The organism is Sphingobacterium sp. SGR-19 (assembly GCF_011043555.1).
Classification (GTDB): domain Bacteria; phylum Bacteroidota; class Bacteroidia; order Sphingobacteriales; family Sphingobacteriaceae; genus Sphingobacterium.
Window position 1 is genome coordinate 316,025 of the sequence record NZ_JAAKGS010000003.1, and the last position, 24,383, is coordinate 340,407.

At 42.8% G+C, this 24,383-nt stretch carries 23 protein-coding genes and 2 pseudogenes; 17 read left to right on the forward strand and 8 right to left on the reverse strand.

Annotated elements, in window-relative coordinates; all coding sequences use genetic code 11:
* Positions 1-91: 91 nt before the first annotated feature.
* The 4 genes from G5B43_RS08920 to G5B43_RS19510 all read left to right on the forward strand — a co-directional run bounded on the left by G5B43_RS08920 (position 92) and on the right by G5B43_RS19510 (position 2,550).
* Positions 92-847, forward strand: a complete 756-nt coding sequence (locus G5B43_RS08920; protein ID WP_165294386.1) for an SDR family NAD(P)-dependent oxidoreductase — start codon at positions 92-94, stop codon at positions 845-847.
* A 63-nt stretch (positions 848-910) separates the two neighbouring features.
* Complete coding sequence (locus G5B43_RS08925) at positions 911-1,855, forward strand: helix-turn-helix domain-containing protein (protein ID WP_165294387.1); 945 nt, start codon at positions 911-913, stop codon at positions 1,853-1,855.
* A gap of 33 nt (positions 1,856-1,888) precedes the next feature.
* Entirely contained in the window at positions 1,889-2,407 is a 519-nt protein-coding gene (locus tag G5B43_RS08930; RefSeq protein ID WP_165294388.1) for a hypothetical protein, read from the forward strand.
* An 11-nt stretch (positions 2,408-2,418) separates the two neighbouring features.
* Positions 2,419-2,550 (forward strand): hypothetical protein, encoded by a 132-nt coding sequence (locus tag G5B43_RS19510; protein WP_262887171.1) that lies wholly within the window; start codon positions 2,419-2,421, stop codon positions 2,548-2,550.
* Here the strand turns inward: G5B43_RS19510 and G5B43_RS08935 are convergent.
* The 5 genes from G5B43_RS08935 to G5B43_RS19515 are packed head-to-tail and all read right to left on the reverse strand — an operon-like array spanning position 2,513 to position 8,670.
* Positions 2,513-3,418 carry an NAD(P)/FAD-dependent oxidoreductase gene (locus tag G5B43_RS08935; RefSeq protein WP_165294389.1) on the reverse strand — a complete coding sequence of 302 codons (906 nt, stop codon included), beginning with the start codon at positions 3,416-3,418 and terminating at the stop codon, positions 2,513-2,515. The genes G5B43_RS19510 and G5B43_RS08935 overlap by 38 nt on opposite strands.
* Before the next feature lie 12 nt (positions 3,419-3,430).
* Positions 3,431-4,627: a GTP-binding protein gene (locus tag G5B43_RS08940; protein ID WP_165294390.1), complete on the reverse strand. Its 1,197-nt coding sequence runs from the start codon at positions 4,625-4,627 to the stop codon at positions 3,431-3,433.
* Positions 4,628-4,647: 20 nt separating this feature from the next.
* Positions 4,648-5,673, reverse strand: coding sequence for a DUF4625 domain-containing protein (locus tag G5B43_RS08945; protein WP_165294391.1), 1,026 nt, complete (start codon positions 5,671-5,673; stop codon positions 4,648-4,650).
* 38 nt (positions 5,674-5,711) lie between these two features.
* On the reverse strand, positions 5,712-6,194 hold the full coding sequence (locus G5B43_RS08950) for a DUF4625 domain-containing protein (RefSeq protein WP_165294392.1): 483 nt from the start codon (positions 6,192-6,194) through the stop codon (positions 5,712-5,714).
* A gap of 55 nt (positions 6,195-6,249) precedes the next feature.
* Complete coding sequence (locus G5B43_RS19515; RefSeq protein ID WP_165294393.1) at positions 6,250-8,670, reverse strand: TonB-dependent receptor; 2,421 nt, start codon at positions 8,668-8,670, stop codon at positions 6,250-6,252.
* A gap of 177 nt (positions 8,671-8,847) precedes the next feature.
* Here G5B43_RS19515 and G5B43_RS08960 point away from each other — a divergent pair, with 177 nt between their 5' ends.
* Together G5B43_RS08960 and ygiD are read left to right on the forward strand one after the other, a co-directional pair.
* Complete coding sequence (locus G5B43_RS08960) at positions 8,848-9,678, forward strand: helix-turn-helix transcriptional regulator (RefSeq protein WP_165294394.1); 831 nt, start codon at positions 8,848-8,850, stop codon at positions 9,676-9,678.
* Between the two features lie 136 nt (positions 9,679-9,814).
* The gene (gene ygiD, locus G5B43_RS08965; RefSeq protein ID WP_206367293.1) at positions 9,815-10,678 is read left to right on the forward strand and encodes a 4,5-DOPA dioxygenase extradiol; all 864 of its coding nucleotides are present in this window, start codon (positions 9,815-9,817) and stop codon (positions 10,676-10,678) included.
* 12 nt (positions 10,679-10,690) lie between these two features.
* On the opposite strand, the pseudogene G5B43_RS19695 reads toward ygiD, so the two are convergent.
* Positions 10,691-10,860 (reverse strand): annotated as a pseudogene (locus G5B43_RS19695) (helix-turn-helix domain-containing protein); the annotation flags it as partial.
* Between the two features lie 702 nt (positions 10,861-11,562).
* Here G5B43_RS19695 and hxlB point away from each other — a divergent pair.
* From hxlB to G5B43_RS08985, 3 genes are all read left to right on the forward strand, one after another.
* The gene (gene hxlB, locus G5B43_RS08975; protein WP_206367294.1) at positions 11,563-12,129 is read left to right on the forward strand and encodes a 6-phospho-3-hexuloisomerase; all 567 of its coding nucleotides are present in this window, start codon (positions 11,563-11,565) and stop codon (positions 12,127-12,129) included.
* 30 nt (positions 12,130-12,159) lie between these two features.
* A complete protein-coding gene (hxlA, locus tag G5B43_RS08980; protein WP_165294397.1) occupies positions 12,160-12,789 on the forward strand; it encodes a 3-hexulose-6-phosphate synthase in 630 nt (209 codons plus the stop codon).
* A 110-nt stretch (positions 12,790-12,899) separates the two neighbouring features.
* Positions 12,900-13,775 carry an AraC family transcriptional regulator gene (locus G5B43_RS08985; RefSeq protein ID WP_165294398.1) on the forward strand — a complete coding sequence of 292 codons (876 nt, stop codon included), beginning with the start codon at positions 12,900-12,902 and terminating at the stop codon, positions 13,773-13,775.
* Between the two features lie 85 nt (positions 13,776-13,860).
* Here G5B43_RS08985 and G5B43_RS08990 read toward each other — a convergent pair whose 3' ends face one another.
* Together G5B43_RS08990 and G5B43_RS08995 are read right to left on the reverse strand one after the other, a co-directional pair.
* Entirely contained in the window at positions 13,861-14,856 is a 996-nt protein-coding gene (locus tag G5B43_RS08990) for an alpha/beta fold hydrolase (RefSeq protein WP_165294399.1), read from the reverse strand.
* A gap of 80 nt (positions 14,857-14,936) precedes the next feature.
* A pseudogene (locus G5B43_RS08995) lies at positions 14,937-15,089 on the reverse strand (helix-turn-helix domain-containing protein); the annotation flags it as partial.
* A 222-nt stretch (positions 15,090-15,311) separates the two neighbouring features.
* Here G5B43_RS08995 and G5B43_RS09000 point away from each other — a divergent pair.
* The 8 genes from G5B43_RS09000 (at position 15,312) to G5B43_RS09035 (ending at position 24,368) form a co-directional block, all read left to right on the forward strand.
* The gene (locus tag G5B43_RS09000) at positions 15,312-15,515 is read left to right on the forward strand and encodes a helix-turn-helix transcriptional regulator (RefSeq protein WP_165294400.1); all 204 of its coding nucleotides are present in this window, start codon (positions 15,312-15,314) and stop codon (positions 15,513-15,515) included.
* Positions 15,515-15,850 carry a HipA N-terminal domain-containing protein gene (locus G5B43_RS09005; RefSeq protein WP_165294401.1) on the forward strand — a complete coding sequence of 112 codons (336 nt, stop codon included), beginning with the start codon at positions 15,515-15,517 and terminating at the stop codon, positions 15,848-15,850. Before G5B43_RS09000 ends, G5B43_RS09005 begins: the two co-directional genes overlap by 1 nt.
* On the forward strand, positions 15,843-16,781 hold the full coding sequence (locus tag G5B43_RS09010) for a HipA domain-containing protein (RefSeq protein WP_165294402.1): 939 nt from the start codon (positions 15,843-15,845) through the stop codon (positions 16,779-16,781). The genes G5B43_RS09005 and G5B43_RS09010 overlap by 8 nt, the downstream gene beginning before the upstream one ends.
* A 185-nt stretch (positions 16,782-16,966) precedes the next feature.
* Positions 16,967-17,422 carry a hypothetical protein gene (locus G5B43_RS09015; RefSeq protein WP_165294403.1) on the forward strand — a complete coding sequence of 152 codons (456 nt, stop codon included), beginning with the start codon at positions 16,967-16,969 and terminating at the stop codon, positions 17,420-17,422.
* Between the two features lie 92 nt (positions 17,423-17,514).
* On the forward strand, positions 17,515-18,129 hold the full coding sequence (locus tag G5B43_RS09020) for an RNA polymerase sigma factor (protein WP_165294404.1): 615 nt from the start codon (positions 17,515-17,517) through the stop codon (positions 18,127-18,129).
* Between the two features lie 88 nt (positions 18,130-18,217).
* The gene (locus tag G5B43_RS09025; protein WP_165294405.1) at positions 18,218-19,396 is read left to right on the forward strand and encodes a FecR family protein; all 1,179 of its coding nucleotides are present in this window, start codon (positions 18,218-18,220) and stop codon (positions 19,394-19,396) included.
* 200 nt (positions 19,397-19,596) lie between these two features.
* Positions 19,597-22,944, forward strand: coding sequence for a SusC/RagA family TonB-linked outer membrane protein (locus G5B43_RS09030; RefSeq protein ID WP_165294406.1), 3,348 nt, complete (start codon positions 19,597-19,599; stop codon positions 22,942-22,944).
* A 38-nt stretch (positions 22,945-22,982) separates the two neighbouring features.
* Positions 22,983-24,368 (forward strand): RagB/SusD family nutrient uptake outer membrane protein, encoded by a 1,386-nt coding sequence (locus G5B43_RS09035; protein WP_240904809.1) that lies wholly within the window; start codon positions 22,983-22,985, stop codon positions 24,366-24,368.
* The last annotated feature ends 15 nt before the right edge of the window (positions 24,369-24,383 follow it).

Genomic DNA, 24,383 nt, shown 5'->3' on the forward strand with positions numbered 1-24,383 from the left:
TTGTCGGGTTCGACTACAACTATCCCGTATTGAGATACAAACCGACTGTTTATTAGAATGATCTTTGTCTTGTCATCAAAAAAGAAGAACAATGAGTAAAATAGCATTCGTAACAGGCGGAAGCCGCGGCTTAGGAAAAGACATGGCATTGCGCATTGCCGAAAAAGGCTTAGACGTCGTACTAACGTATAAAAGTAACAAAGAAGAAGCCACCAAAGTAGTTGAAGCCATTGAAGCAAAAGGCCAGCGGGCCTTTGCCATACAACTGGACACTTCAAAAACAGACATCTTTGATTCCGTCATTGCGGAGGTTCGAACCAGCCTAAAAGAAAAACGCGGACAAGAAACAATTGATTTTTTAGTCAACAATGCAGGCATCGGGGTTGTTAACCCTATTACAGAAACCACAGAAGAGCAGTTCGATACCCTCTCGGCTATCCATCTAAAAGGCGTATTCTTCTTAACACAAAAACTCATTCCGCTACTTAACCCGGGCGGAGGAATCATCAATATCTCTTCCGGGTTGACCAGATTCAGCATGCCTGGCTATGCCGCCTATGCCATGATGAAGGGCGGTATCGAAGTTTTCTCCCGCTACTTGGCAAAAGAACTGGGCAGCAAAGGCATCCGGGCGAACACTATCGCTCCCGGCGCCATAGAAACAGACTTTGGTGGTGGCGCTGTTCGTGACAATGAGCAATTCAATCAGGCCGTTGCTTCGGTCACGGCGTTAGGTCGTGCAGGTTTACCCGAAGACATCGGCAGCGTGGTGGCGTTTTTATGTACGGAAGATGCCCGCTGGATCAACGCACAGCGTATCGAAGTTTCAGGAGGCATGAACATTTAACAAAAAATGTAAAAAGAAAAGTAGAAGTTTGTATCTTCTACTTTTCTTAATGGAACAGCGCATATGAACGAATTAATCCGAATCGATACGATTACTGAATTTCACCGGTTGAACGGCATACCGCTTCCTGATCACCCACTCATCAGCGTAGTGAACTACGGAGACCTTCTCAAGACCGAGGGACGTTTTCAATACTTAAAATCGTTTTATAGCATTGCCCTGAAAAAAGACGTCGTCGGGAAATACCGTTACGGGCAGCAATCCTATGATTTTGACGAAGGCTTAATGACGTTTTTTGCTCCGCAGCAAGTACTCCAAGTCCTGTATACCGAGGACGACGTAAACCGCTCTCCTTCGGGGTATATCTTATTGATTCATCCTGATTTTCTGTGGAACACGAGTCTTGCGGAGAAGATGAAGCGATACGCGTTCTTCGGATACGAGGTCCATGAAGCCCTTTTCTTATCTGAAAAGGAAGAAAAGATTATCCTAGAAATATTCGGACAAATCCAGCAGGAATATTCAGGCAATATGGATGATTTCAGTAAGAACATCATTATTTCCCAAATCGAATTGCTGCTTAACTATTCCGAGCGTTTCTATAAACGGCAGTTCCTCACCAGAGACCAAAGCAATCACGAAATCCTAACCCGGTTCGAAAAGGCATTAGATCGTTATTTTAAAAGCGACGCATTGCTGGACAAAGGCCTACCTACCGTACAATACCTGAGCAATGAACTACATATCTCGTCGGATTATCTGAGCAGTACACTAAAACACCTTACCGGTCAGAATACCCGGCAACATATCCAGCATAAAGTTATCGAGCGAGCGAAAGAGAAACTATCGAATACACCGCTTTCGGTTAGTGAAATTGCCTACCAGCTTGGTTTTGAACACTCGCAGTCGTTCAGCAAACTATTCAAACAAAAAACAAATCAGACACCTTTGGAGTTTCGCAAAAGCTTTGATTTGAATTCATCTCCGAATAATGATATTTGGCAGTAATTTTGATTGACCTTTCCGTGTAATTAACAAACAATGATAAAAAGCACCTTAAAACCTGCTGTTGTATTAGCTATCTTGGGACTGACGATACAATGCAAATCCGTAAATACCGCGAACAGCAATAAAGTAGGAAATGATTCTACATTATATGCCACTTTAACTGGCGAAGAAAATTATGCACTTCACGGTGCCATCACAATTAAATTCAACGTCACCAACCCTACCGACGACACCTTGAAATTCACCCAATACCATACGCCATTTGAAGGCATGATGAGTAAATTTCTTAATGTTACAGACCAAGCGGAAAATGACATCGCGTACATAGGCGCGATGACTCGCCGGGTGATGCCACCACCCGCAGAGACCTACCATGCCGTGGCGCCGGGTGAAACGAAATCCGTAAGCTTTGACCTGAAACACGGATATAAAATAGAAAAAGCTGGTTCCTACACCTTACAATATATAGGAGAAAATATCAGCGGCGTAGCCAACAGTGAGCCTATCGTTATTACCATTTCAGAAGACCAGGTCAGCACGACTCCGCATTAAAATACAGCAATATGAACAAATTTCTCCAGAAACTAACGGCAGACGATCAATTCATCATGGAGAGTCACCCTACAGATGTCAGCGCAGACATAACAGAGGAAGAAGCTATGTTACGAAATTTTCCTGCACCATCTGGTGGTTGACCATGGCACCAGCAATATTACCCGTTGCGACCGCATAAGCTACCGAGCGCATCATCCCAGCGCAATCTCCGCACGCAAACACACCGCTCACGCTGGTCTGCTGGAACTGGTCAACCTTGATATGGCCCGATTCTGTCAGCTCACAGCCCAAATCGCTATATATACCCGCATGTTGCTCGAACGGTGGTGCAGCATACAGAGCTTCGAAATCCAGGAGACGGCCGTCGGTTAGGGTGACGCCATGGATATTTCCGGTTACCTGCTCAATTGACACGATCCTTTCCTGTTCAATGCTGATGCCACGCGAAACCAATTTTGCCGTATTCTCCTTAGAAAAATCTGCATTTCCGTTGGTCAGTATCGTTACGTTGTCTGTAAGGTTGTTCACCAGTGAGGCCAAGTGTAGCGCCTTTTCCCCGTTGACCATAATACCCGTTTTTTTACCTCTGAATTCGTAGCCATGGCAGTAAGGACAATGTATGAGCGTCTTTCCCCAGCTTTCAGCAAAGCCGGGTATATCAGGGAGTAAGTCGCGAACGCCTGTCGCGAGCACGAGCTTACGCGCCATATATGACGCGCCTCCCTCCACTTGTATTTGGTAGCCATCCGCCCCGTTATGCGCGCTGATGGCACGTCCCGAAAAGAATGCTACCGTAGGGTACGCAAGCACCTGCGACCTGGCCTTATCTGCGATATCTTTCGGCACCGCACCGTCATGCGTAATAAAGTTGTGCGAATGCGGCGTAAAACGGTTACACGGCAATCCGCTGTCGATGATAAGCACATTGCGTAATGATCGACCGAGCGCCATCGCAGCCGAGAGGCCGGCATAACTGCCGCCAATAATAATAACATCAAATTTGTTCATATTCTACAGGTATTAAATATTTTTTGGAAATTCATCCTTCCACCATGTAAAGCGCCAGTCATCGGCTTCCTCTTCCGTTAATAGACAGGCTTCCAGTTCCGCTATACACTTCTCCTTTTCCAGATTCTGCCCAATAAACACCAGTTCATTGTTTCTATCTTCCCATTGGGGGTGCCAGCGTTTCATCAGATCGCTCCGTATCTCCGCGTAGGTGGGATACTGATAACGCATTTCCTCCGGCATACTGCTCCACCAAGAGCCGGCACTTTCCAACCGTACACTACCGCCAGCCTGACTAAAACTGATTGCTATATCCGGTCTGGATGCCATCCAGAAAAGTCCTTTTGCCCGAATGATATTATGTGGATAATCCTCATGAAGATACTGATGTAGCCGTTGTGGATGAAACGGCCGTTGTGAACGGAAGACGAACGACGAGATACCATATTCCTCTGTTTCGGGTGTATGCTCGGTTTCCAGTTCTTTTATCCAGCCTGCAGAAGATGAGGCCTCTTCAAAATCAAATGCACCCGTGCCCATGATATCTTTCGGATCTACCTGACCGAACTGTGTACGGATGGTTTTGGCACCAGGATTAAGCTTACGGATCGCCGCCTCTAGAACGCCCAGTGTCTCGTCCGATACGAGGTCGGCCTTGTTCAGTATGATGACATTGGCGAATTCGATCTGATCGGTCAACAGGTTAACGATAGTCCGGTTATCCATATCATCATCCGTAAGTTCCCTGTCCCAAAGCGTCTCCGCACTGCCGAAATCCCGGAAAAAGTTGAAACAATCCACCACAGTCACCATAGTATCGATATAACTAAAAGAGGAGAGATCGATACCATTGTTCGGATCGACATAACTGAATGTCTGAGCGACAGGAATAGGCTCAGATACCCCTGTACTTTCGATCAAGAGATAATCGAACCTATTCTCGTTTGCCAGTCTTTCTACTTCAACCATGAGATCCTCTCGCAATGTACAGCATATACAACCGTTGCTCATCTCGACCAGTTTCTCCTCCGTACGCGAAAGTACATTCTCACGCTCAACGGCTTGCGCGTCGATGTTGACCTCACTCATATCATTTACGATGACAGCCACTTTCCGTCCCTCCTTGTTATGCAGCACATGGTTCAATAACGATGTTTTTCCGGCTCCTAAAAAGCCGCTTAAAACGGTAACGGGTAATTTTCTGTTCATGGTTTATTTTTGTTAGACGATCAATGATCGTGTCCTTCTTCCGCATGTATTTCAAACGACAGCTTGATCACATCTTCGCCGGCAAACCTGGTTGCATAGTCTGCCAAATTCCACTGCGCCCGTGTCACGGTAGCCTTGGTTTCTGCCGAAGCAAATTTTCTTAGCAGATAAGTAACATCTTTCGCTCCCTCATTGGCATGTCCTATTGTAAAGTAAAATAGCGTTCCGGTTGTACCGGTACCACTTGCTCCGGTCACGTTAGTTCCGTCGCCATATTTAGTCTCTCTTGGTTGAAAGATCGCGCCGCTCTCATCCTCTGTATCTGTATTCAGTACGAAATCTCCACCAATTAAAAACGCCTTATAGTACTTCGCTACCGCTTCGCTTTCGATATATTTCTCCTGTACTTCGTTTCCGGCTTCATCAAACTGTTTCAGTTCAACTTTGTAGATTCCATGAGGATCCAAATGCAGGTGTCCTCCAGTGATAGCTGATCCTTGTGCATCAAAAGTTACGGCAATTGTTTCGGCTTCCTCTTTGTCTGCCAAGTCGTGGAAATGATCACCATGTGCATAACCCTCTGCCTCAGTGAATAACAACTGATAGGCAACCGGTACCTCTGCACTTTCGATCGTCAACTCAGACTCGACTGTTGTCGCGTTTCCAAGTTGATCCGTCACGGTAAAATGTAAATGATATTCGCCTGCAGGCGCATCCGCAGAAATATCCAAATGCTCATGGAAGGTCGTATTTCTTACGCCGATATACTTGCCTTCGGTCCAAGATTTTTCAATCTTGTATTCCCCACCACCTTCCTGATGGATCTCAACCTCTATCTTGGCTATCAAACCCTCTGCAACGATATCTCCGTCCAAATGTAAATCCGAACCCGCAACGGCAGTTTTACTGTTTTCAAGTCCGACTTCCGAAAGGATAACCACTGGCTTCCCAACAGGAATCTCATCATCGTCTTTGTTACAAGAGCTTAACGTGCCGAATAATCCTAATACAAGGAATAAGAATAAATAAATGTTTGTTTTTTTCATGTTAACTTAATTTTAGTTTTAATAAATTGTTGATAATATTATTCTACGATACTGATACTCAATCCCTTTATGGTATTCCAACCTACGTGGTCAGATACAGATACCATAAAATGATAGTCCCCGGGATCAATGTCGGCAGGCACTTCGATCTGTTGCACCGCCTCATACGTTTTTTGACCCGATGGTATATCATACGACTTGATAAACAAAAATGGCTTTACAGGATCTTTTTTAGGTTGCAGATCGCATTCTTCAAACTCAGTGCTATGGCTGTGGTGATCAAAGTTATGATGAATATCTATGCTGTAGGTCCCCAGTTCAACATTGTCGCTGAATTTCGTTTTAAAGGTAAATGTCTCGCCTCTCTTCAACGTGCTGCATTGAACGGGAAAAGCATCACCACTAAGGTCAATAACAGGTGCATCATTATCGACAGTTGTTTCGTCGTTGTCCTTTTCGCAGCTAGAGAAAGAAAAAGCTCCCAACAGCATAAATAAGGTCAGTTTTTTAATTCGTTTCATATATCTATTTTTTGCTTTTTCCATCATTGTCTTATTTCGCATATTAAAGTCGTTGTCATGATTTTCTTTTGTTGGTGAAGTCAAAGGGAACAGAAAGCGAAAGCACAATGTTCCTTCCTGCTTCGGGCATTTCGATCAGTCTATAGAAACTGGTATGGTTCAGATATCTGGTATTAAATAAATTCTGCACCTGCAGGTTTATCTGTATCGGCCTACCATAGACCATTAAAGAATGGCCTGCCTGTACGCTGACAAGCTTATATCCCGGTGTTTTTTTCTCTGGAGGAACGATTTCGTTTTGCGGTGCCACCAAACGCAGATCAACAGCGAAGTACGAATCCTCTAAGAAGCCCGTACTCGGTTCCCAACTCATATTTGCGAGGAACGAGGCCGGCGGCGAGAACGGTAAAGGATAGCCTTTCTTGCTCCCCGACAGTTGTTCAGCTTTTACATATTCAGCAAGCAGCTCGGTACTCAAAACTTCCGAGAACCGGTAACCTATCTTGATCTCTCCACCATAACGTAATACCCGACTTTGCGTATATTCGAAAATCTGATTTCCGGCTCCATAAAAATGGTCGTGACGGGGCGTAGGGTTTAAGTATATATAGTTACTAAAGTAGTTATAGAAAGGATTCAGTTCTAAGCTGAGTTTTCCTTTGCTGTAGCTGAGTCCCGCATCGAATTGATACGATTGTTCGGGCGGTAGAGCCGGATCCCCGAGTTCGTAGCTGAAATAATGATAGTTGACACCGTTTGCAGCCAGTTCTTTGGCTATGGGTACACGGAAACTTTTGCCAACGTTGGCCTTCATTGAAAAATCCCCCTCATCGTAAGTGGCACCAAAAGACCAAACCAAGCTGTTGAACGTTCGCTGGAGATCATTGGCCCGCGCGAGGTACGCCGTTTCTGTAACGCCATTCACCTCTGAAACGACAGACGGGAACCAGTCTGTATATTCTATCGTTTCGATATGGCTATAATCATATCGTAAGGCCCCGTGCAGCGAAGCTTTTTCACTTAACCGGTACCGGTCGTATAGAAAAGCGCCTGCCGAACGCTGGTTAAATCCGGGAATGAGGAAACTCCACCCACCAATCCGGTTATGCTGGTACTCACCGTTGATTCCCGCCACAAAGGTGTGTTGCCCTACGGAAAACCTGTCACGAAGGTTCAAAGAGTAGACCTTTTTATCGTATTCCCGTTCAAGGGTTGAAGGCATTTTCATATTGTCCGGATATACAGGTGGCATATAGCCGTGATTTACATACTGACTGTATTCCTGGCGGAAATTATGTTGAAATCCAGCTTCCATTTCTATACGATGGAAACCTATTTTCAAGGAGCTTCGGTTGATCGCCTTAAAGTGGTTCACCTGTTGATACGGCATTTGCATATCCCGGCTGGAGGCGTCGTGCAGTTCGGTATCGACTCGTCGGGGTTCAAGCCCATGGGCATTGGCAAAGAAACCGCTTTGGGCCGAATTGTTGCTGAGATAGAAAACAGACTGGAAATTTTCGGTAGTATATCCGCCATTTACATGGAAGTTTAGTTCTTTGCCGGCAGTATTCCGAACCTTTCGCTTATGAAGCAGCACCGGATAGTCGTAAACGTGTACCGTATCCGTCGGAATCCGATAATCACCGTAACGCTGATAGCTAACCCGTCCTCCGTAGACCCACCTTTCTGTTCGCCCCTGTATATTAGCAGACGTTCCGTAAAGGCTATTGTTCGATTTTCCGATGAAGTTTAGCGATCCCGTAAGCGATTCCTTTTCGGACAGCGGCTCTGGCTTTATGTCAATGACACCGCCGATAGCGTCGGAGCCATATAGGAAAGACGCCGCCCCTTTGATTACTTCGATATTTCCTGTCGCAAATTGGTCGATTTCCAGCCCGTGATCGGCGCCCCATTGCTGTCCTTCATGTTTGACACCCTTTTCGACGACCACGACGCGGTTGAAACCGAGACCTCGGATCAAAGGTTTAGACTGTCCAGATCCGATACCGATATTGCTTATCCCCGGAAGCCGTGAAAGTGTCTGCATTAAGCTTCCACCCAAATGCCGATGGATATACTGCTGATCGACGAGCTCTTTATTCAGCGCACCGGCAGGCGTCGTGGCGTAAATCTCTCCCAGGACATCAACTTGCTTTATCGCGTAATTGGTCTTTTGCATAACGATAGCTCCTAAGTCTATCGGGGTACTTTCCATCATAATTGTTCTCTCTTCCGGGATATAACCTACATGACTGAGCACGACGACATGTTTACCCTGCGGCAAACCAGCTATCGAAAACTTTCCTGCATGATCCGATTTTGAGGAATGCCCGATGGTAGCGATTACGATCGATACATTAGACAATGCTTTACCGTCAGCACCCATTATCACACCTGAAAGCGTAAATTCTTTCTTCTGTGCGTAGGCACATGTTATTAATAATACGCTCAACAAGTAGATAATGCTATACTTCATCAATTTGCAATTCCTTATCAGTTCCACAAAAGCAACAAAGATGCAAATATAATACACAACAACTTCAAAAGCAACTTAATTGCCTTTATTTTTTAATGATTTGAAAACCAGAACCTTTATTTAGGCCCGCAAAATTTTCCGTACATTTACATTCATCAGCACACGAAACATTTGTTCATGGAAGATGTTTTCAAAATATTCCGGATAGATGGCAGAGATGCCGAATATATCGCCACGCAGGTAAACGAGCCCCATCAGCATGACTACGAGGAATTGCTCATCGGTACAGCGGGACGGCTCGAGCACTTTATCGATTTTAAATCCGAAATCATGGAAGCTCCTTTTATCAGTTTTGTGACACAGGGAAAAACGCATCGCGTACGGCCTCTACTGAAAGACGGGCGTTGCGCTATCTGGGGAATCCGCTTTAAAAGTGAATTCATCGCCGAAACCGCATTCCGTTTCTATGCAGCTTTCCACGATAGGGCGAGCTTTTGCATGGCCGACGGCCCTTGCTTTCATCGATTGGATGTCATCTGTCAAATGATGTACGACGAATACCAGCAAGACGTGGTTGACCTTTCCGTAATCCGCGACCTACTCAATACGTTATTCACGATGATTCAATCCGAACGTAATAAACAAGACCTCAACAACGACGAAGCCAACCAGATAAGCAGCAATACCTTTCGTAATTTCCTAAAGCTTTTGGATAAGTACTACAAAGAAAACCGCGAGGTAAATTTCTATGCAGAACGCCTATTTATGTCCAGCCGCAATTTGAACCATATCTGCCAAAAAGTACTACATCAAAGCGTTTCTGAAATTATTGAAACCCGAAAACTTACGGAGGCCAAAAATCTCCTGATCACGACTGACCTAACGATCGCAGAGATTGGCTATGCCCTGGGCTATAACGAAAAGACATATTTCACCCATGCCTTCAAACGGAAGTCTGGCATTACACCATCTGAGTTCAGGAAAGACATGCGCAAGCTCATCACATAATACCCGCAATACATACCATACTTCTCAAAAACACAACACTTCTTCCGAAACGTATTACCACCTTCTTTATCACAATGACGATCTTTGTAAGGAAGTTGATAATCTCAAAATGGACAGAAAAGATTTCGTAAGAACAATGGCAATATTACCTCTAAGTGCAACGGCTACCAAGCTAGCCGCCCTTCGCAACGTTAGCGATAGCTTCGAAACTACCGAAAGAATGCCGGTCTTGTTTTTGGGGCATGGCAATCCAATGAACGCAATCGAAGACAATATATTTACCCGCGGCTTTCAAGAGATCGCCAAAACACTTCCTACGCCCAACGCGATATTATGTATCTCGGCCCATTGGGAAACCAAGGGCACTTACGTAACCGCCATGCCGCAGCCAAGAACCATCCACGACTTTGGAGGCTTCCCCCAGGAGCTGTTCGATGTGCAATATCCTGCACCCGGCAGCCCAGAATTAGCCAAAGTAGCTGCAGAACTCGTCCGATCGACCAGTGTACAGTTAACAAACGATTGGGGCTTAGATCATGGATGCTGGACCGTGATAAAATTCTTGTACCCGCAAGCCAACATACCAGTTGTCGAGATGAGCATTGACTATACACAAGGCCCTGCGTATCATTATGCGCTAGCACAAGAGCTTAAGGCGCTTCGGCGAAAAGGGGTATTAATCATTGGCAGCGGCAATACAGTACACAATTTAAGAAAAGTAGCATGGTCTAAGCTTAACGAAGTTGGGTTTGCCTACGAATGGGCCGAACTTGCGAATGAAAAAATCAAACAGCTTATTTTAAGTGGCAACCACCAAGATCTGATCGCTTACGAAAAACAAGGCACCGCATTCCAACTGGCCATTCCTACACCAGAACATTACGTGCCCTTGCTGTATACACTCGGGCTGCAGGAAAAGGACGAAGTACCAACGCTATTCAACGATGCATTGATCGGCGGCTCACTGAATATGCTTTCGGTAAAGATAGATAAAGCTTGAGCTCCCCTTCGTTCAGTTGAATAATCGCCTAAACTCCAAAGGCGTCTGGTTAGTTTTTGTTTGAACAGTTTACTGAATGATTGTGGGTGCTCAAAACCCAGTCCATAAGCAATCTCACTTATAGACAGGTTGGAGGTACTCAATTTTTCTTTGGCGTAATCTATGAGCTTATTCTGGATGTGCTACTGCGTGGTCTGTTGCGTGTGCAACCATAACAGCGTTCCATGTTAAACAATGGAACAAAGGCGGCTGTATTCACATGATTAGAAGTAGCTAGATCAACGATTGACGTAGTCAATTCGTGGATGTTGCACGTTGCAGATTATTTTATACCCGACAGGATATAATTTTATGATTTTTACTTATGATCTATTAACATTGTTCGGCAAAGAAGTTGGTGTAATTGATAAAAATAGAGAATAATAGCACGCGAATCGAAAGTAATTTATGAAACAAGTCGCTTTAATTTTATTCTGCTACCTAACCCACACATGGGCTTTGCACAAGGGCAGACCAACGAGAAACAATTTATAGGCCGATATGGTCGTTATGACGGGGTGTGTCTATTTGAAGATGGACAATTTCTGCTTTACGAATATGCTACTGCCATATTTGGTCGGTACACCAAAAATGGCGACATGATCCTATTTTATCCAGACGGGATTTGTTACCCTCTCCATTTGCGAAATCTACTATTTCTCATACTGTGTGTGAGGATTCCCTAGAACTGTACCGATAGACACGTCCGTCGTCTAAACAAGGATCAAATCTATAACATATAGTCCTGTTTGTATAACGAAGGAGCTTAGGTACCTCCCTACCTTTGCTGCATCGAATATGAAAATCATCCCGCTAGATAATAGCTGATGACAAAAGGACATAGCATGGCGACGAAGAAAACGTACGAACTGAACTTGAACATTGTTACCGATGAAAATCGACACGTTGCGAATTTATTAGCATATGATGCTATAGAGAAACTAGCAACATCTATACAAAACTCAAAACGGATCTTTTTTGCGGGAGCAGGACGAACAGGCCTGGCTTTAAAAATGGCAGCCATGCGTTTCATGCATCTTGGCTATGAGGTATACGTAATGGGCGAAACCGTTACGCCGGCAATTTTAGAAGAAGACTTATTAATCGTAGGTTCCGGATCTGGAACCACTTCAACACTGGTTACCGCAGGAAAAAAAGCGAAAAGCCAGCATGCAACGCTGGCAGTACTTACGGCAGATAGCCAAAGTACACTAGCACAATTAGCAGATCAATCCGTACTCATTCCGGCAGCCATTAAGACCGATTTCGGCGTATCCGCATCTCAGCAATACGCAGGCAGTCTGTTCGAGCAATCCATCCTTCTACTTTTCGATGCCATCTTTATGACCTTATGGCAGGAATCAGGATTGAGTAAAGAAGATTTATGGCCGAAACATGCCAATCTCGAATAAGTAAACACATTTTTTAGATTATTTTATATTATGGCAAAATTACAAGTAGCAATTGATCTACTTACAACAGAAGCAGCATTGGAGTTAGCAGCAAAAGTAGCTCCGTATGTAGATATTATTGAATTAGGAACTCCATTGATCAAGGCAGAGGGTCTAAAAGCGGTCACTGCAATGAAAAATGCCCATCCAGATAAATTGGTCTTTGCAGACATGAAGACACCAGACACGGGCGCATTAGAAGCAGAAATTGCCTTTCAAGCAGGTGCAGATCTAGTAACGGTTATGGGCGCTGTAGATGATGCAACAATCAAAGGTGCTGTAGAAGCAGCAAAAAAACACGGCAAACAAATAGTCGTAGACACCATCGGCGTTAAAGATCGTGTAAAACGGGCAAAAGAAGTAACCGCATTCGGCGTCGCATTTGTAGAGTTACATGCAGGTCTAGACGAGCAGGCACTTCCCGGTTACTCTGTTGAAACCTTGATCAACGAAGGTAGAGAAGCACAGGTACCGTTTTCGATAGCAGGCGGTGTTAATTTAAATACAATCAAAGACGTTGTTGCTGCCGGCGCAACAGTCGTGGTCGCTGGAGGAGCAATTTATGGTGCGGAAGACCCGGCTGAAGCTGCAAAAGCCTTAAAAGAAGCTATTGGAGCATAATCTTACGTAAGATCTTGGCCCAAGAAAGCTAAATGTGGTGAATTTATTTTTTTTATTAACCAACATTGCAGCACAGTTTTTGCGCTATCGGTATTCATTAAAAAAGGTATATGACCACCCATCATTTAAAAGATATACAAACGAATTTTGAAAGGGCTATTACGCCCTTTCACATTTTTGATTTAGATCAGGACAACTTAGAACCATACAGAGAGCCTCATACCAAAGACCATTTTTGCCTGATGTTTATCGACAAAGGACAAATGAAAATGCAGGTCGAAGACCGGAACTACGAAATTACTGGAAACAGCATCTCCGTGATATTTCCCGGGCAGCTATCTTCCAAAGAACAGGTCAGCAGCAACATTTCTGGCAAGATGATTTTGTTTGATGAGGTGCTTTTTTGCTCCGATATTCTACGAAACGAATTGCGTATTTATAACTACGATATCTCTACCAAACTAAATTATATCGCCTTACCAGAAAAAGAATCAGAAGAGACGCGGATGTTGCTACAGCAAATTGAATTGCTGTATCATGATCTTACCTCTGTTAAAAAAGAGCAAGCACGTTTTTTTATTAAAATACTCTTGTTAAAATTGGTCGAATTTGTTCATACCCATGTGGATAGAGAATCGTTGAAAAACGAAAACGCAAAAGTGTACGCAAGCTTTTTAGAGCTTCTCGAACGCAGTTTCAAGACAGACCGAAGCGTAGCTTATTATGCAGATCAATTGCATATCTCCACAAAAAAACTGAATCAGATCACAAAAAAATTAGCCGGACTTACCGCTATAGAGACGATCCATTCCCGCATTATGAATGAGATCAAGCAGCTTCTGCTACTTTCCACCTATTCGCACAAAGAAATTGCGTTTGAACTAGGATTCAATTCACCGGCAGCGCTCAACAAATTTGTACGCTCCAAGCTGGGCGAAACACCTACGGAACTTCAAAACCAACTTATACAGATGTATAACACTTAAACTACAACTTAGTATTTCACATGCATAAGAAGGCTAGTACCAGCCGACCGATATAAAACATTCCAGCGATGGTTCCGCAATCGGTTTATTTCAAAAACTCCTTTAACGGCGTTATAAAGCGGTCGAAAGCCTCAATATGCGGGAGGTGTCCTACATTATCCAGTTCGACCAATTGTGAATCGGCTATCCGCTTTTGCGTTTCTTTTCCAAGAAGCTGATATTGTCCCATTTTAGCAGCAACCTCGGGATCTTTTACATTGTCTTTCCCAATAGCCGTCCTGTCGCGCGTTCCGATAATTAATAGTGTAGGCACTTTGATATTCTGAAACTCATAGACCACCGGCTGTGTGAAAATCATGTCAGACGTTTGAGCATTGTTCATAGCCACGATCGGGTAATCGGGGTGTTTTGCCCACCCCGTAAGCAGATATACCCATTCATCGTAGTCCGTCTTCCACTGATTATCGTAGTAGGACCCTAATTGGTATTTTTTTGTCGTCTCATAATCGGCCTTCAGTTCCTTTTGGTAATTGCTATTTATAGAAGTGTAAGGCGCTACCACTTTCCAATCTTCCAATCCGATCGGATTTTCCAGCACTAATTTTTCAACTCTTTCCGGATACATCAATGCAAACCTTGTGGCCAACATTCCGCCCATCGAATGACCGAGCAGGTATATCTTATCAATATCCAGTTCCTCTAAAACGGCTTTCGTGTTCTGCGCCAACTGCTGAAAGGTAAACTGATAACCAACTGGCTTGGACGATTTGCCAAAACCTATCTGATCGGGCACGATGACGCGGTATCCTTCCTTGGCAAGTGCCTCTATGGTGGTTTTCCAATAGGCGCCATTGAAGTTCTTGCCGTGCAGCAGTACGACCGTCTTACCGTTTGGATTCTTCGCAGCGACATCCATATAGGCCATTTTCAACTGCTGATTTTGATTATTCATATCTAGGTAGTGCATTTCAAAAGGATATTCATAATTCGTCAACATAATATCCAGCACCGGCCGGTCTGGCTGCGAAAAGGCGGTCTGGAAAACCGCGAAAAATAAGATCAAGAAGGTGTGTTGTTTCATGATATCGTGTTTTTGACTGTACGTATTTAATAACAGCTCTTTATGGAAGAAGTTTGTCAACACCCAATATTAACTTATCGTTAGTTAAACGACCTGCGAAACGCCAACGGTGTCTGCTCCGTTTTTGCTTTAAACAGCTTACTGAAAGATTGCGGATGTTCAAAGCCCAATCCATAAGCGATTTCACTTACAGACAACGTGGTCGTACTTAGTTGCTCTTTAGCATAATCTAAAGTTGGTTGTATTCCAATTGTTGGGCGGAGATAAATCAATGATTGATGTAGTCAAATCGTGGATGTTGCATGTTGCAGATTAGTTATGGATAACTAGTTACCGAATTTGTCACTGAATAAACAATCCCTAAAAGGTATACTATCCGTTAAAAATATAATTTTATACCCAAAGTGGTATAATTTTAAAATTTTATTTATATTTATATCAGAAAAGGTATAGATATGGATTCATTAAGATCATTTGTAAAACAAAAGCGAAAGGAACTAAAACTTACGCAAGAAGATCTAGCATTAAATGCTGGCGTCGGTTTACGCTTTGTGCGTGATCTTGAACAAGGAAAGAAAACACTTCGATTGGATAAAGTAAATGATGTATTAGCATTGTTCGGTAAAGAAGTTGGTGTAATTGATAAAAATAGAGGATAATGGCACGGGAAGCGAAAATATACTTTCAAGATCAATTAGCAGGCTACCTAATTGAAGGTGATCGTGGTTATACATTCCACTATGACAAAGCATATATAAGCGCCGCTGCTCCACAACCCATCAGCTTGACGTTACCAATTTCTGAAAACACATACCACAGCAATGTACTTTTTCCCTTTTTTGATGGTTTAATTCCCGAAGGATGGTTATTAGAAATAGGAGAAAAGTATTGGAAGCTCAATCCTCGAGATCGCTTTGCGTTATTAACGAATCTATGTAGAGACACTATTGGTGCAGTTTCTGTCTATCCGATGGAGGTGGAAGATCATGAATAATTGTCTATTTTGTTATAAGCCGGTTGAAACTGGTGAATACCATACTGTCTGTTCGAAAAAATTCTTTGGAACAACCCAAGTTCCGCTTTTAGAATTAGATCAAGAAAAACTGAATAAACTAGCTCAGATTACCGTTAATGAGCGACTAGCATTAACCGGCGTGCAACCAAAAATATCACTCAGTCTAAATGGAGAAAAGGGTAATAAACGGCTGACTTTAGTTGGTTTATGGGGAGATTATATTCTAAAACCTCAATCTAAAGATTTTCTCCTTGTGCCAGAAGTTGAAGATCTCACCATGCATTTGGCCAAACTGTTTAAAATAGAAACAGCTGAACATGCGTTAATACAAACCTCCACTGGAGAGCTCGCATATATCACCAAACGGTTTGACCGTAAAAAGAAAAAAAAGATTCATGTCGAAGATTTGTGCCAACTGTCGGAACTTTTGACAGAACAAAAGTACAATAGTTCTTACGAGCGAGTGGGGAAAATCATCAAGCAGTATGCAACTAATTCGGGGTTAGACGTTATCAAATATTTTAGATTAGTATTGTTTAGCTTTTTGACTGGCAATAATGATATGCACCTAAAAAACTTTTCATTAATGCATACCGATAAAGGTATTATATTATCACCAGCATATGATCTTCTAAATGTTAATTTAATCTACCCTAAAGACAAAGAGGACGTGGCTTTAACCTTAGGCGGTCGTAAAAGAAAAGTAAAGCGGGCTGACTTTGACCAGTTTGCTGCAAGTTTGGGAATTTCTGAATTGGTCCGGAATAATATATACATAGATTTCTCTAAACAAGTATCGCAAATACAGGATTGGATTGATCAAAGTTTTTTGAACGATGAATATAAGGAAATATACGCTCAAATTGTTGATAAAAAATGGAAGCAGATTGGATTGCAAGGTTCTATATAGAGCGGCTCAAACACAAAATGTATATTGTCATATATAAACTATCCCATATGATACAGCCCCCTTTAATTCTACTCTGCTCCCTCACCATGCTGATTGGCGTTGTACAAGGGCAGACTAACGAAAAACAATATATAGGCAGATATGGTCATAATGACGGTGTGTGTCTTTTTGAAGATGGATAATTTTTGCTTTACGGTTATGCTACAGCCGTATTTGGACGCTACACCATAAACGATAGCAAAATCCAGTTTCATCCCAACAGACGCGATTTATTTGAAATATATGGACACCGCAGTCCACAAATCGAGGGAGACGAGTCTCGCTGGCAATTTACCGGGTTTGAAGAAGGGTATCTAAAGCAACAAGAAAATACGGAATGGAAGGAGATTCTGGAATGGAAGGCACAGTACGCAGCGATGGTAGCCGATCTGGAACATTCCTATACGGATGATGAAACACAAATTGAATATCATAAGATACCTGTGCAAAAAAACAGTGGTCAAAAATCGGCATCATTACCTCTTGCCGCGTCCACTATTTTCCACACGGAATGCGAAGGTTCTCCTGAACTATGGCCGCCAAATACAGAAAACGGCGTAAATGCCGAGGCCTCTTTTTTCATAAACAATTATTTTCGTTAACAATAGCTACCTTTACTTTCTAGTACTGCCTCATCGGAAAACGATGCTTGACAGGTTATGAACAAAAAATATATATTTCCTACTAGCGTCTTATGAAGACATCAAAGAAAGAAAAAACAAATACCTACGCTAAAAACGATGACAAGGAGCTATTATTGAGATTGCGTGCAGGAGATCAAATTGCATTTGAAGAAATTTACCACAAGTACAAAGATCGAATAGCGACGAAACTTTTTAGTGTGCTCAAATTAGACGATCTGGTAGCAGATGCATTACAAGAATTATTTTTTAAAGTATGGGAAAAAAGACAAACTATAGATCCCGATCAAAATATTGGCGGATATTTATATCGCATTGCTACTCACTTGGCACTTGATCATTTTCGAAAATTGGCACGTGAACAGCGTGCCAATGCAGCTATTACATTTACTCCCCAAGAGGATGACCTGCAGCTATATCAAGAAAAGTTTGACAAAGAACTTTTCCAATTGATTGACCAATTGCCCGAGCAGCGTAAAAGGGTTTTTATGATGTGTAAGTTCGAAAACAAAAGTTACGAAGAGGTTGCTGGGAAATTACATATATCCACAAATGCCGTCAAAGACCATGTCGTAAAAGCCAATAAGTTCCTGAAAAAGAACTACCGAAAAATATTTCCATGGGTCGGCTATATTATTGCGCTCCATGCATTGAAAGACTTTCTATAATTTTTTTTCATTTGGAGCTACCCGAATTATTTACCCGCGCGTATTCTTGTAAACCTGATCGCGATGGTATATAATTAAATAATTCAATGTGGCAACAGACAATAATATAAACGAGTTACTAGAACGGTATTTCCACGATAATCATACCCCCGAAGAGTACGCGCAATTGCTGGCGTATTTTGGAAAGAAGTCGTATACTAAGGAAGCACAGGAATTACTGTATAAAGCCATAATATCCGATGAACTTACTATTGAGGTTTCCGAGGATAGGTTAGAATACGTAACGGAGGGTGCACTTCTGGCGTTGCAACAACGCATAAAACCAGTGAAAGCGACCCTGATCCGACGTCTACTGCCCTATGTTGCCGCCGCGGTGCTCATTTTGCTTGGCGGGTGGCTCTACTTTTATATAAATACGAATAATTTACCTAATAACCATACGCACGCTTCCATTTCAAATCCTACCGAACCAGGCAAAGAAAGTGCAACACTTACGCTGTCCAACGGACAGAAAATCCACCTAACGAATATTTCCAATGGAAATGTAGCTATAGAATCTGGTGTTATTATCACAAAAAGTGCGGATGGCCAACTGATCTATGAATCTGGAAGAGATGTTTCCGATATTGGAGGTACGAATACCCTTACGACCAACAATGGCGAGACCTATACGATCGTCTTACCCGATGGTTCAAAAGTCTGGCTTAATGCCGCCTCGAGATTAACCTATTCTTCTGGGCTAGATAAACAACTTATTCGGAAAGTCCAGCTTCACGGAGAGGCATATTTTGAAGTTGCAAAAGACAAAGAACATCCTTTTATTGTACAAGTTGCTGACCAGGAAATCGAAGTTCTGGGCACCCATTTTAATGTAAACGCCTATTCTGATGAGCCCAGGACAAGCACCACGCTGATAGAGGGATCTGTGAAGATCACTTCAGGTGGTGAAAATAAAATTATTAAACCTGGAGAACAAGCATATACGAAAAATGGGCGTATGCATGTACATAAAGTAGATATAGAGTCGGTAAAGGACTGGAAGGAAGGAGAGTTTTATTTTGATAATATTGACCTCAAAGTTGCTATGCGAAAAATTTCAAGATGGTATGATATACATATCGAATATGACGACTCTATATCGGATGGAATGCTGGTCGGCGGATGGATATCACGCAATACACGCTTGACTGACGTGCTCGAACTCATTGAATCGTCTGGGTTAGTACACCTAAAGCTAACCGGACAAACCATATACGTTTCGCGATAGCCGGGACATCAAAAGAAAGGAAAATATGACATAGACAACGAAAAAGACGTCAACATTACGCATGCTCATAATAGTGATCACTTCGATCCATACCGCGAATAGTACGTTTAAATAGAATAAATGAAACCAAAGAGAGTATAAAAATAATATTGATAAAGACAAATAGCTTTACCCGCTATTGTGAGATTACTAAACTAACAATGCGATTAACCCTTATTATATTAATAACCACATTGCTACAAGTCAGGGCAACTGCTTTAGCGCAGCATATCACTATCCATAAAAAGGATGTTACGTTGAAATACGCCTTAAAGGAAGTTCGTAGGCAAAGTGGCTTTAATCTTTTCTATGACGGAAAGATTATCACAGACAAACAGAAAATCGATGTTGATATAGATCATGTCACAATCAACCAGGCACTCGAAGTCATTCTGCGGAATACCGGCCTGAAATATGAGATGAAAGGGATCAACATTGCGATCACAAAAAGTCAAACGCGACCATCAAAGCCAATAAATTTAGGTAAAATGGAGCAAATAATGATTACAGGCTTGGTATTGGATGAAAGTGCGAAACCGCTTGTGGATGCAACCGTACAAGTCAAACATGGCGAAAAAGTAACAAAAACGAATGCGGACGGGCGCTTTTATTTAAACGATATCCGTGATGGAGAAACACTGGTGATTTCATTTGTAGGCTATGGTAATAGAGAAATCAGTGCAGCCAAGGATCTGGGGGCTATTCAACTTATGCCACTGGACAAAACCGTGGATGAAGTACAGGTCATAGGCTATGGATCTGAATCTAAACGATTCAGTGTAGGCGCTGTCAGCAGTGTTTCAGCCGAGACGATTGAAAGACAACCCGTGACTAACCCACTGTCAGCTTTACAGGGACAAGTGGCTGGATTGGCCGTTACGTCGTCCAACGGTGTGCCCGGATCAACAGTTATGTTACAGGTGCGTGGGCAAAACACCTTAGGTACCACGCTTCAAGCAAAACCGTATGATCAACCGCTGTTTATCATTGATGGTGTTCCATTCGCTCCCCAAAATGTAAACATTAACCTACTGAATAATCTGGCAACCGCACAATCGTATAATGGCGGAATAAGCCAGCCTACCGGACTTAGCCCGTTTAATAGTATTAATCCAAAAGATATAGAAAGCATCAGCATTTTGAAAGATGCCGCCGCAACGTCCATCTACGGTTCGCAGGGAGCCAACGGCGTCGTCCTCATCACGACCAAGAAAGGACAAGCCGGTGAAACAAAATTAGACGTTAGTGTTAATACGCAGTTCAACTCGGCGGCCAAGCCGGTAAGATTTCTAAATACACAACAATATTTGCAGGTCCGAAGAGAAGCTTATACTGCCGACGGTTTATCCCCATCGGATGATCCGGGTGATTACAATGGATTCGCACCAGATCTCATGTTATATGATCAGGATAAATATACCGATTGGGCAGCGATTATTGCGGGAAAGATAACCAATAATACAGATGTACACGCCACGCTATCTGGTGGTAGCCCGTCTACAACCTTTCTGATCTCGGGGGGCTACACACAGTCAAACTACAACTATCCCGGCAATTTTTCTGATAAGCGCATGACGTTTCATTCCGCGCTGAACAATACATCGTCAGATAAACGCTTTAAATTAGGTCTGGTAGCAGATTACGGATATGACCGAAATACATCCGCTCGCTACGGCGGGGCGCAGAGCATGGTATTGCCGCCAAATTTGCCTGATTTGATCGATGATTCAGGAGCGCTCGTATGGAATTACAAAGGAGTTCCTCTAAATGTGGATAATTTCTATGGTTCGTTGATGCGACCAGTCTATCTACAAAACTATAATTTCAATGGTTCTCTCCACCTGTCCTACACCTTACTGCCAGGACTGACCCTAGGTACAAATGCAGGGTATAGCCGAAACAACTCTATTGAGCGGTCCGAAAATCCGGCCCGTTCGCAAGATCCCACTTTTGCAGAAGCTAGTGCCGCCTTTGGTGATAACGTCAACCAATCGATTAACATAGAACCGCAATTGAATTACGAGTTTTATACTGGCAAAGGCGAGTGGACCGCCTTAGTAGGGGGTACATACAGAAAAATGTCCAATGATGCCTATCAAGTAGAAGGATATGGATACGCTAATGACAATTTTCTCGGCTCTATCATAGGTGCTTCCACCACCTATCCCTTTGAACGCAAAAACCTCTTTAAATATGTAGCCGGTTTTGCACGCCTCAAATATATACACGACCATAAATACATTGTAGAAGTGTCAGGTCGTCGCGACGGCTCCAGCAATTTTGGCCCAGGACGTCAATTTGGTAATTTTGGATCCGTCGGGGGCGGATGGATATTCTCAGAAGAGGCTACAATCAAAAAGAATCTCGCCCTTTTGTCTTACGGAAAGCTGTCGGCAAGCTATGGAACCACCGGGGGCGATGCTTCAAAGGCCTATTCTTACCAAGCACTATATCAAAATATATCCGGTGCTCTTCCGTTTCAAAATATCCGCCCAACTTATGCGTACAACCTTTATAATCCAAACTTTAGCTGGTCCACCAAGCGGTCGTTAAATGTTGCTATGGATATCGGTCTATATGGAAATGCATTGAATTTGAATGCCACCTATTATCGCAATCGGCAAGGCAATCAACTAGTCGATATGCCTTTGCCCGCACAGACAGGATTTGCAGTTGTATTTGGCAATTTAGATGCCCTCGTCCAAAACCAAGGCTGGGAATTCACTGTAGAATCCACCAATGTCAAGAAAGAAAGTTTTTCTTGGAATTCTACATTTAATATTACATTCAACAGGAACAAACTACTTGATTTTCCTGACTTAGCCTCTTCTTCCTATGCGAGCAAATACATTATAGGACAACCAACATCCATTATTATGGGGTATCGATATAAAGGGGTAAATCCTGAAACTGGTTTGTATGAATTTTATGATAAAGATGGAAATGCTACCCATACCCCTAAAGCAGGTAACGCGAATACTGGTGGAGATCAGGTACCCATCGGGCATAGGGATGTGAAATACATGGGTGGATTGGCCAATAATTTGTCGTATAAAAATTGGGGCTTATTTATATTCTGTCAATTTTCGAGCAGCTATTCCCCGAACTATCTCGCGGCCCTATACAGTACAGATTATCCAGGAGGACCGACGAATCAGCCTTCCGAAATACTAGGCCGTTATTGGAAAAATCCTGGCGACCAGTCTCTCCTCCAACGATTGGGAAGCAGCTATGCCTCGGGGTCATTGTATACGATTCCTCCGTTTACGCAATCGGAGGCAGTGTATGGCGATAATACGTATCTACGTATAAAGACTGTTTCGCTTTCCTATACGTTTCCTGAAAAACTTCTTCAGAAGATCGGTGTTAGCACAGGAAGTATCTACATGAACGGCCAAAATTTGTTGACTTTCACAAACTATGAGGTAGGAGATCCAGAGCAGCCAGGTACATTTACCGCACTTCCTTTACAGCGTATCGTTGCTTTGGGTTTAAATCTTAAATTTTAAAATTAATCATCATGACGATAGTCAATTTAAAAAAAAATATGCTCCGGACAGTATTTGCAATGATAATCCTTTGCCAATTGTTTTCCTGTGGAAAATTGATTGAATTGGATGGAAATCCACCGACATTTATCACCAATCAACAACTATTTTCTGATAGTGCAACAGTTATGTCGGCCGTTGCTGGAGTCTACACGTATAGCCAAAGTAGAGGGTTCGGCTTTAGTGATGCCAACCTCACCATTGCAACAGGACTTTCTTCTGACGAACTTTCTATCGTCGATAACAATTCCTATTTTGCGCAATTTTATAGCTACACGCTAACCCCATGGAGTAGTGGTATTATAGGGCTATGGAACTATCCATATCAAGCAATCTACAGAGTTAATGATATACTCGAGGGTGTTACCGGCAATTCCCGTATTTCCGAATCGCTCGCTAAACAAATCACTGGAGAAATGAAAGTCGTCAGAGCATTATATTATTTTTACTTGGTGAATCAATTTGGTGGCGTCCCCTTGGTTACCTCAACGGATTTTGAGCAAAATGCCAAACTACCTAGAAGCTCCGTAGAGACTATCTATACACATATTCGCACGGACTTACAGGATGCGGTCAATGATCTTTCGGCCGATTACCCGTCCGCTGGAAGGGTGAGGCCCAATCGATACACGGCCAAAGCACTGTTATCCAAAGTCAATTTATATCTTGGCGATTGGCAAATGGCCTACGATGAAGCGGATGACATTATTGGTAGCCACTTATACGGTTTTGCAGATGTCCCCCTCCGGGCTGTTTTTCTAGAAGAAAGTGAAGAAGCGATTTGGCAACTACCAGTCAAGACATCGTATAGACAAACCGATGAAGCCCAAACATTCATACCCAATACTGGAGCTGTACCTCGATATTTAGTAACCTCATTTTTGTTAGATCAATTTGAAAACGGAGACCAGCGTCTTTTGGAATGGATTGGTGAGACAACCGTAAACGATACGCAGTATCGGTATCCCAATAAGTACAAAAATAAATCTGCATCCGAAGTACCGACGGAGAATTATATGATATTTAGGCTTGGTGAAATTATATTGACACGTGCTGAAGCAGCAGCTCATCTCAATAACATGGATCAAGCTATAAAAGATGTCAATGTTGTTCGTAAACGGGCAGGTTTATTAGAAGTACAGGTGGATCAGAGATCGCAAGAGGATGTGCTCAATGTGGTAATGAAAGAAAGACAAACAGAGCTATGTTTCGAATGGGGGAACCGATGGTTTGATCTAAAAAGAAATGTGACGGACGCCTCCTCAGCATCTACTGTACTTCATACACACAAATCCGGCTATAAGCCTACTTCAAACCTCTACCCTATCCCCCAAGCACAACGCGATTTAAATAATCGATTAGAACAAAATGATGGTTACAATTAGCAACACACACATAAT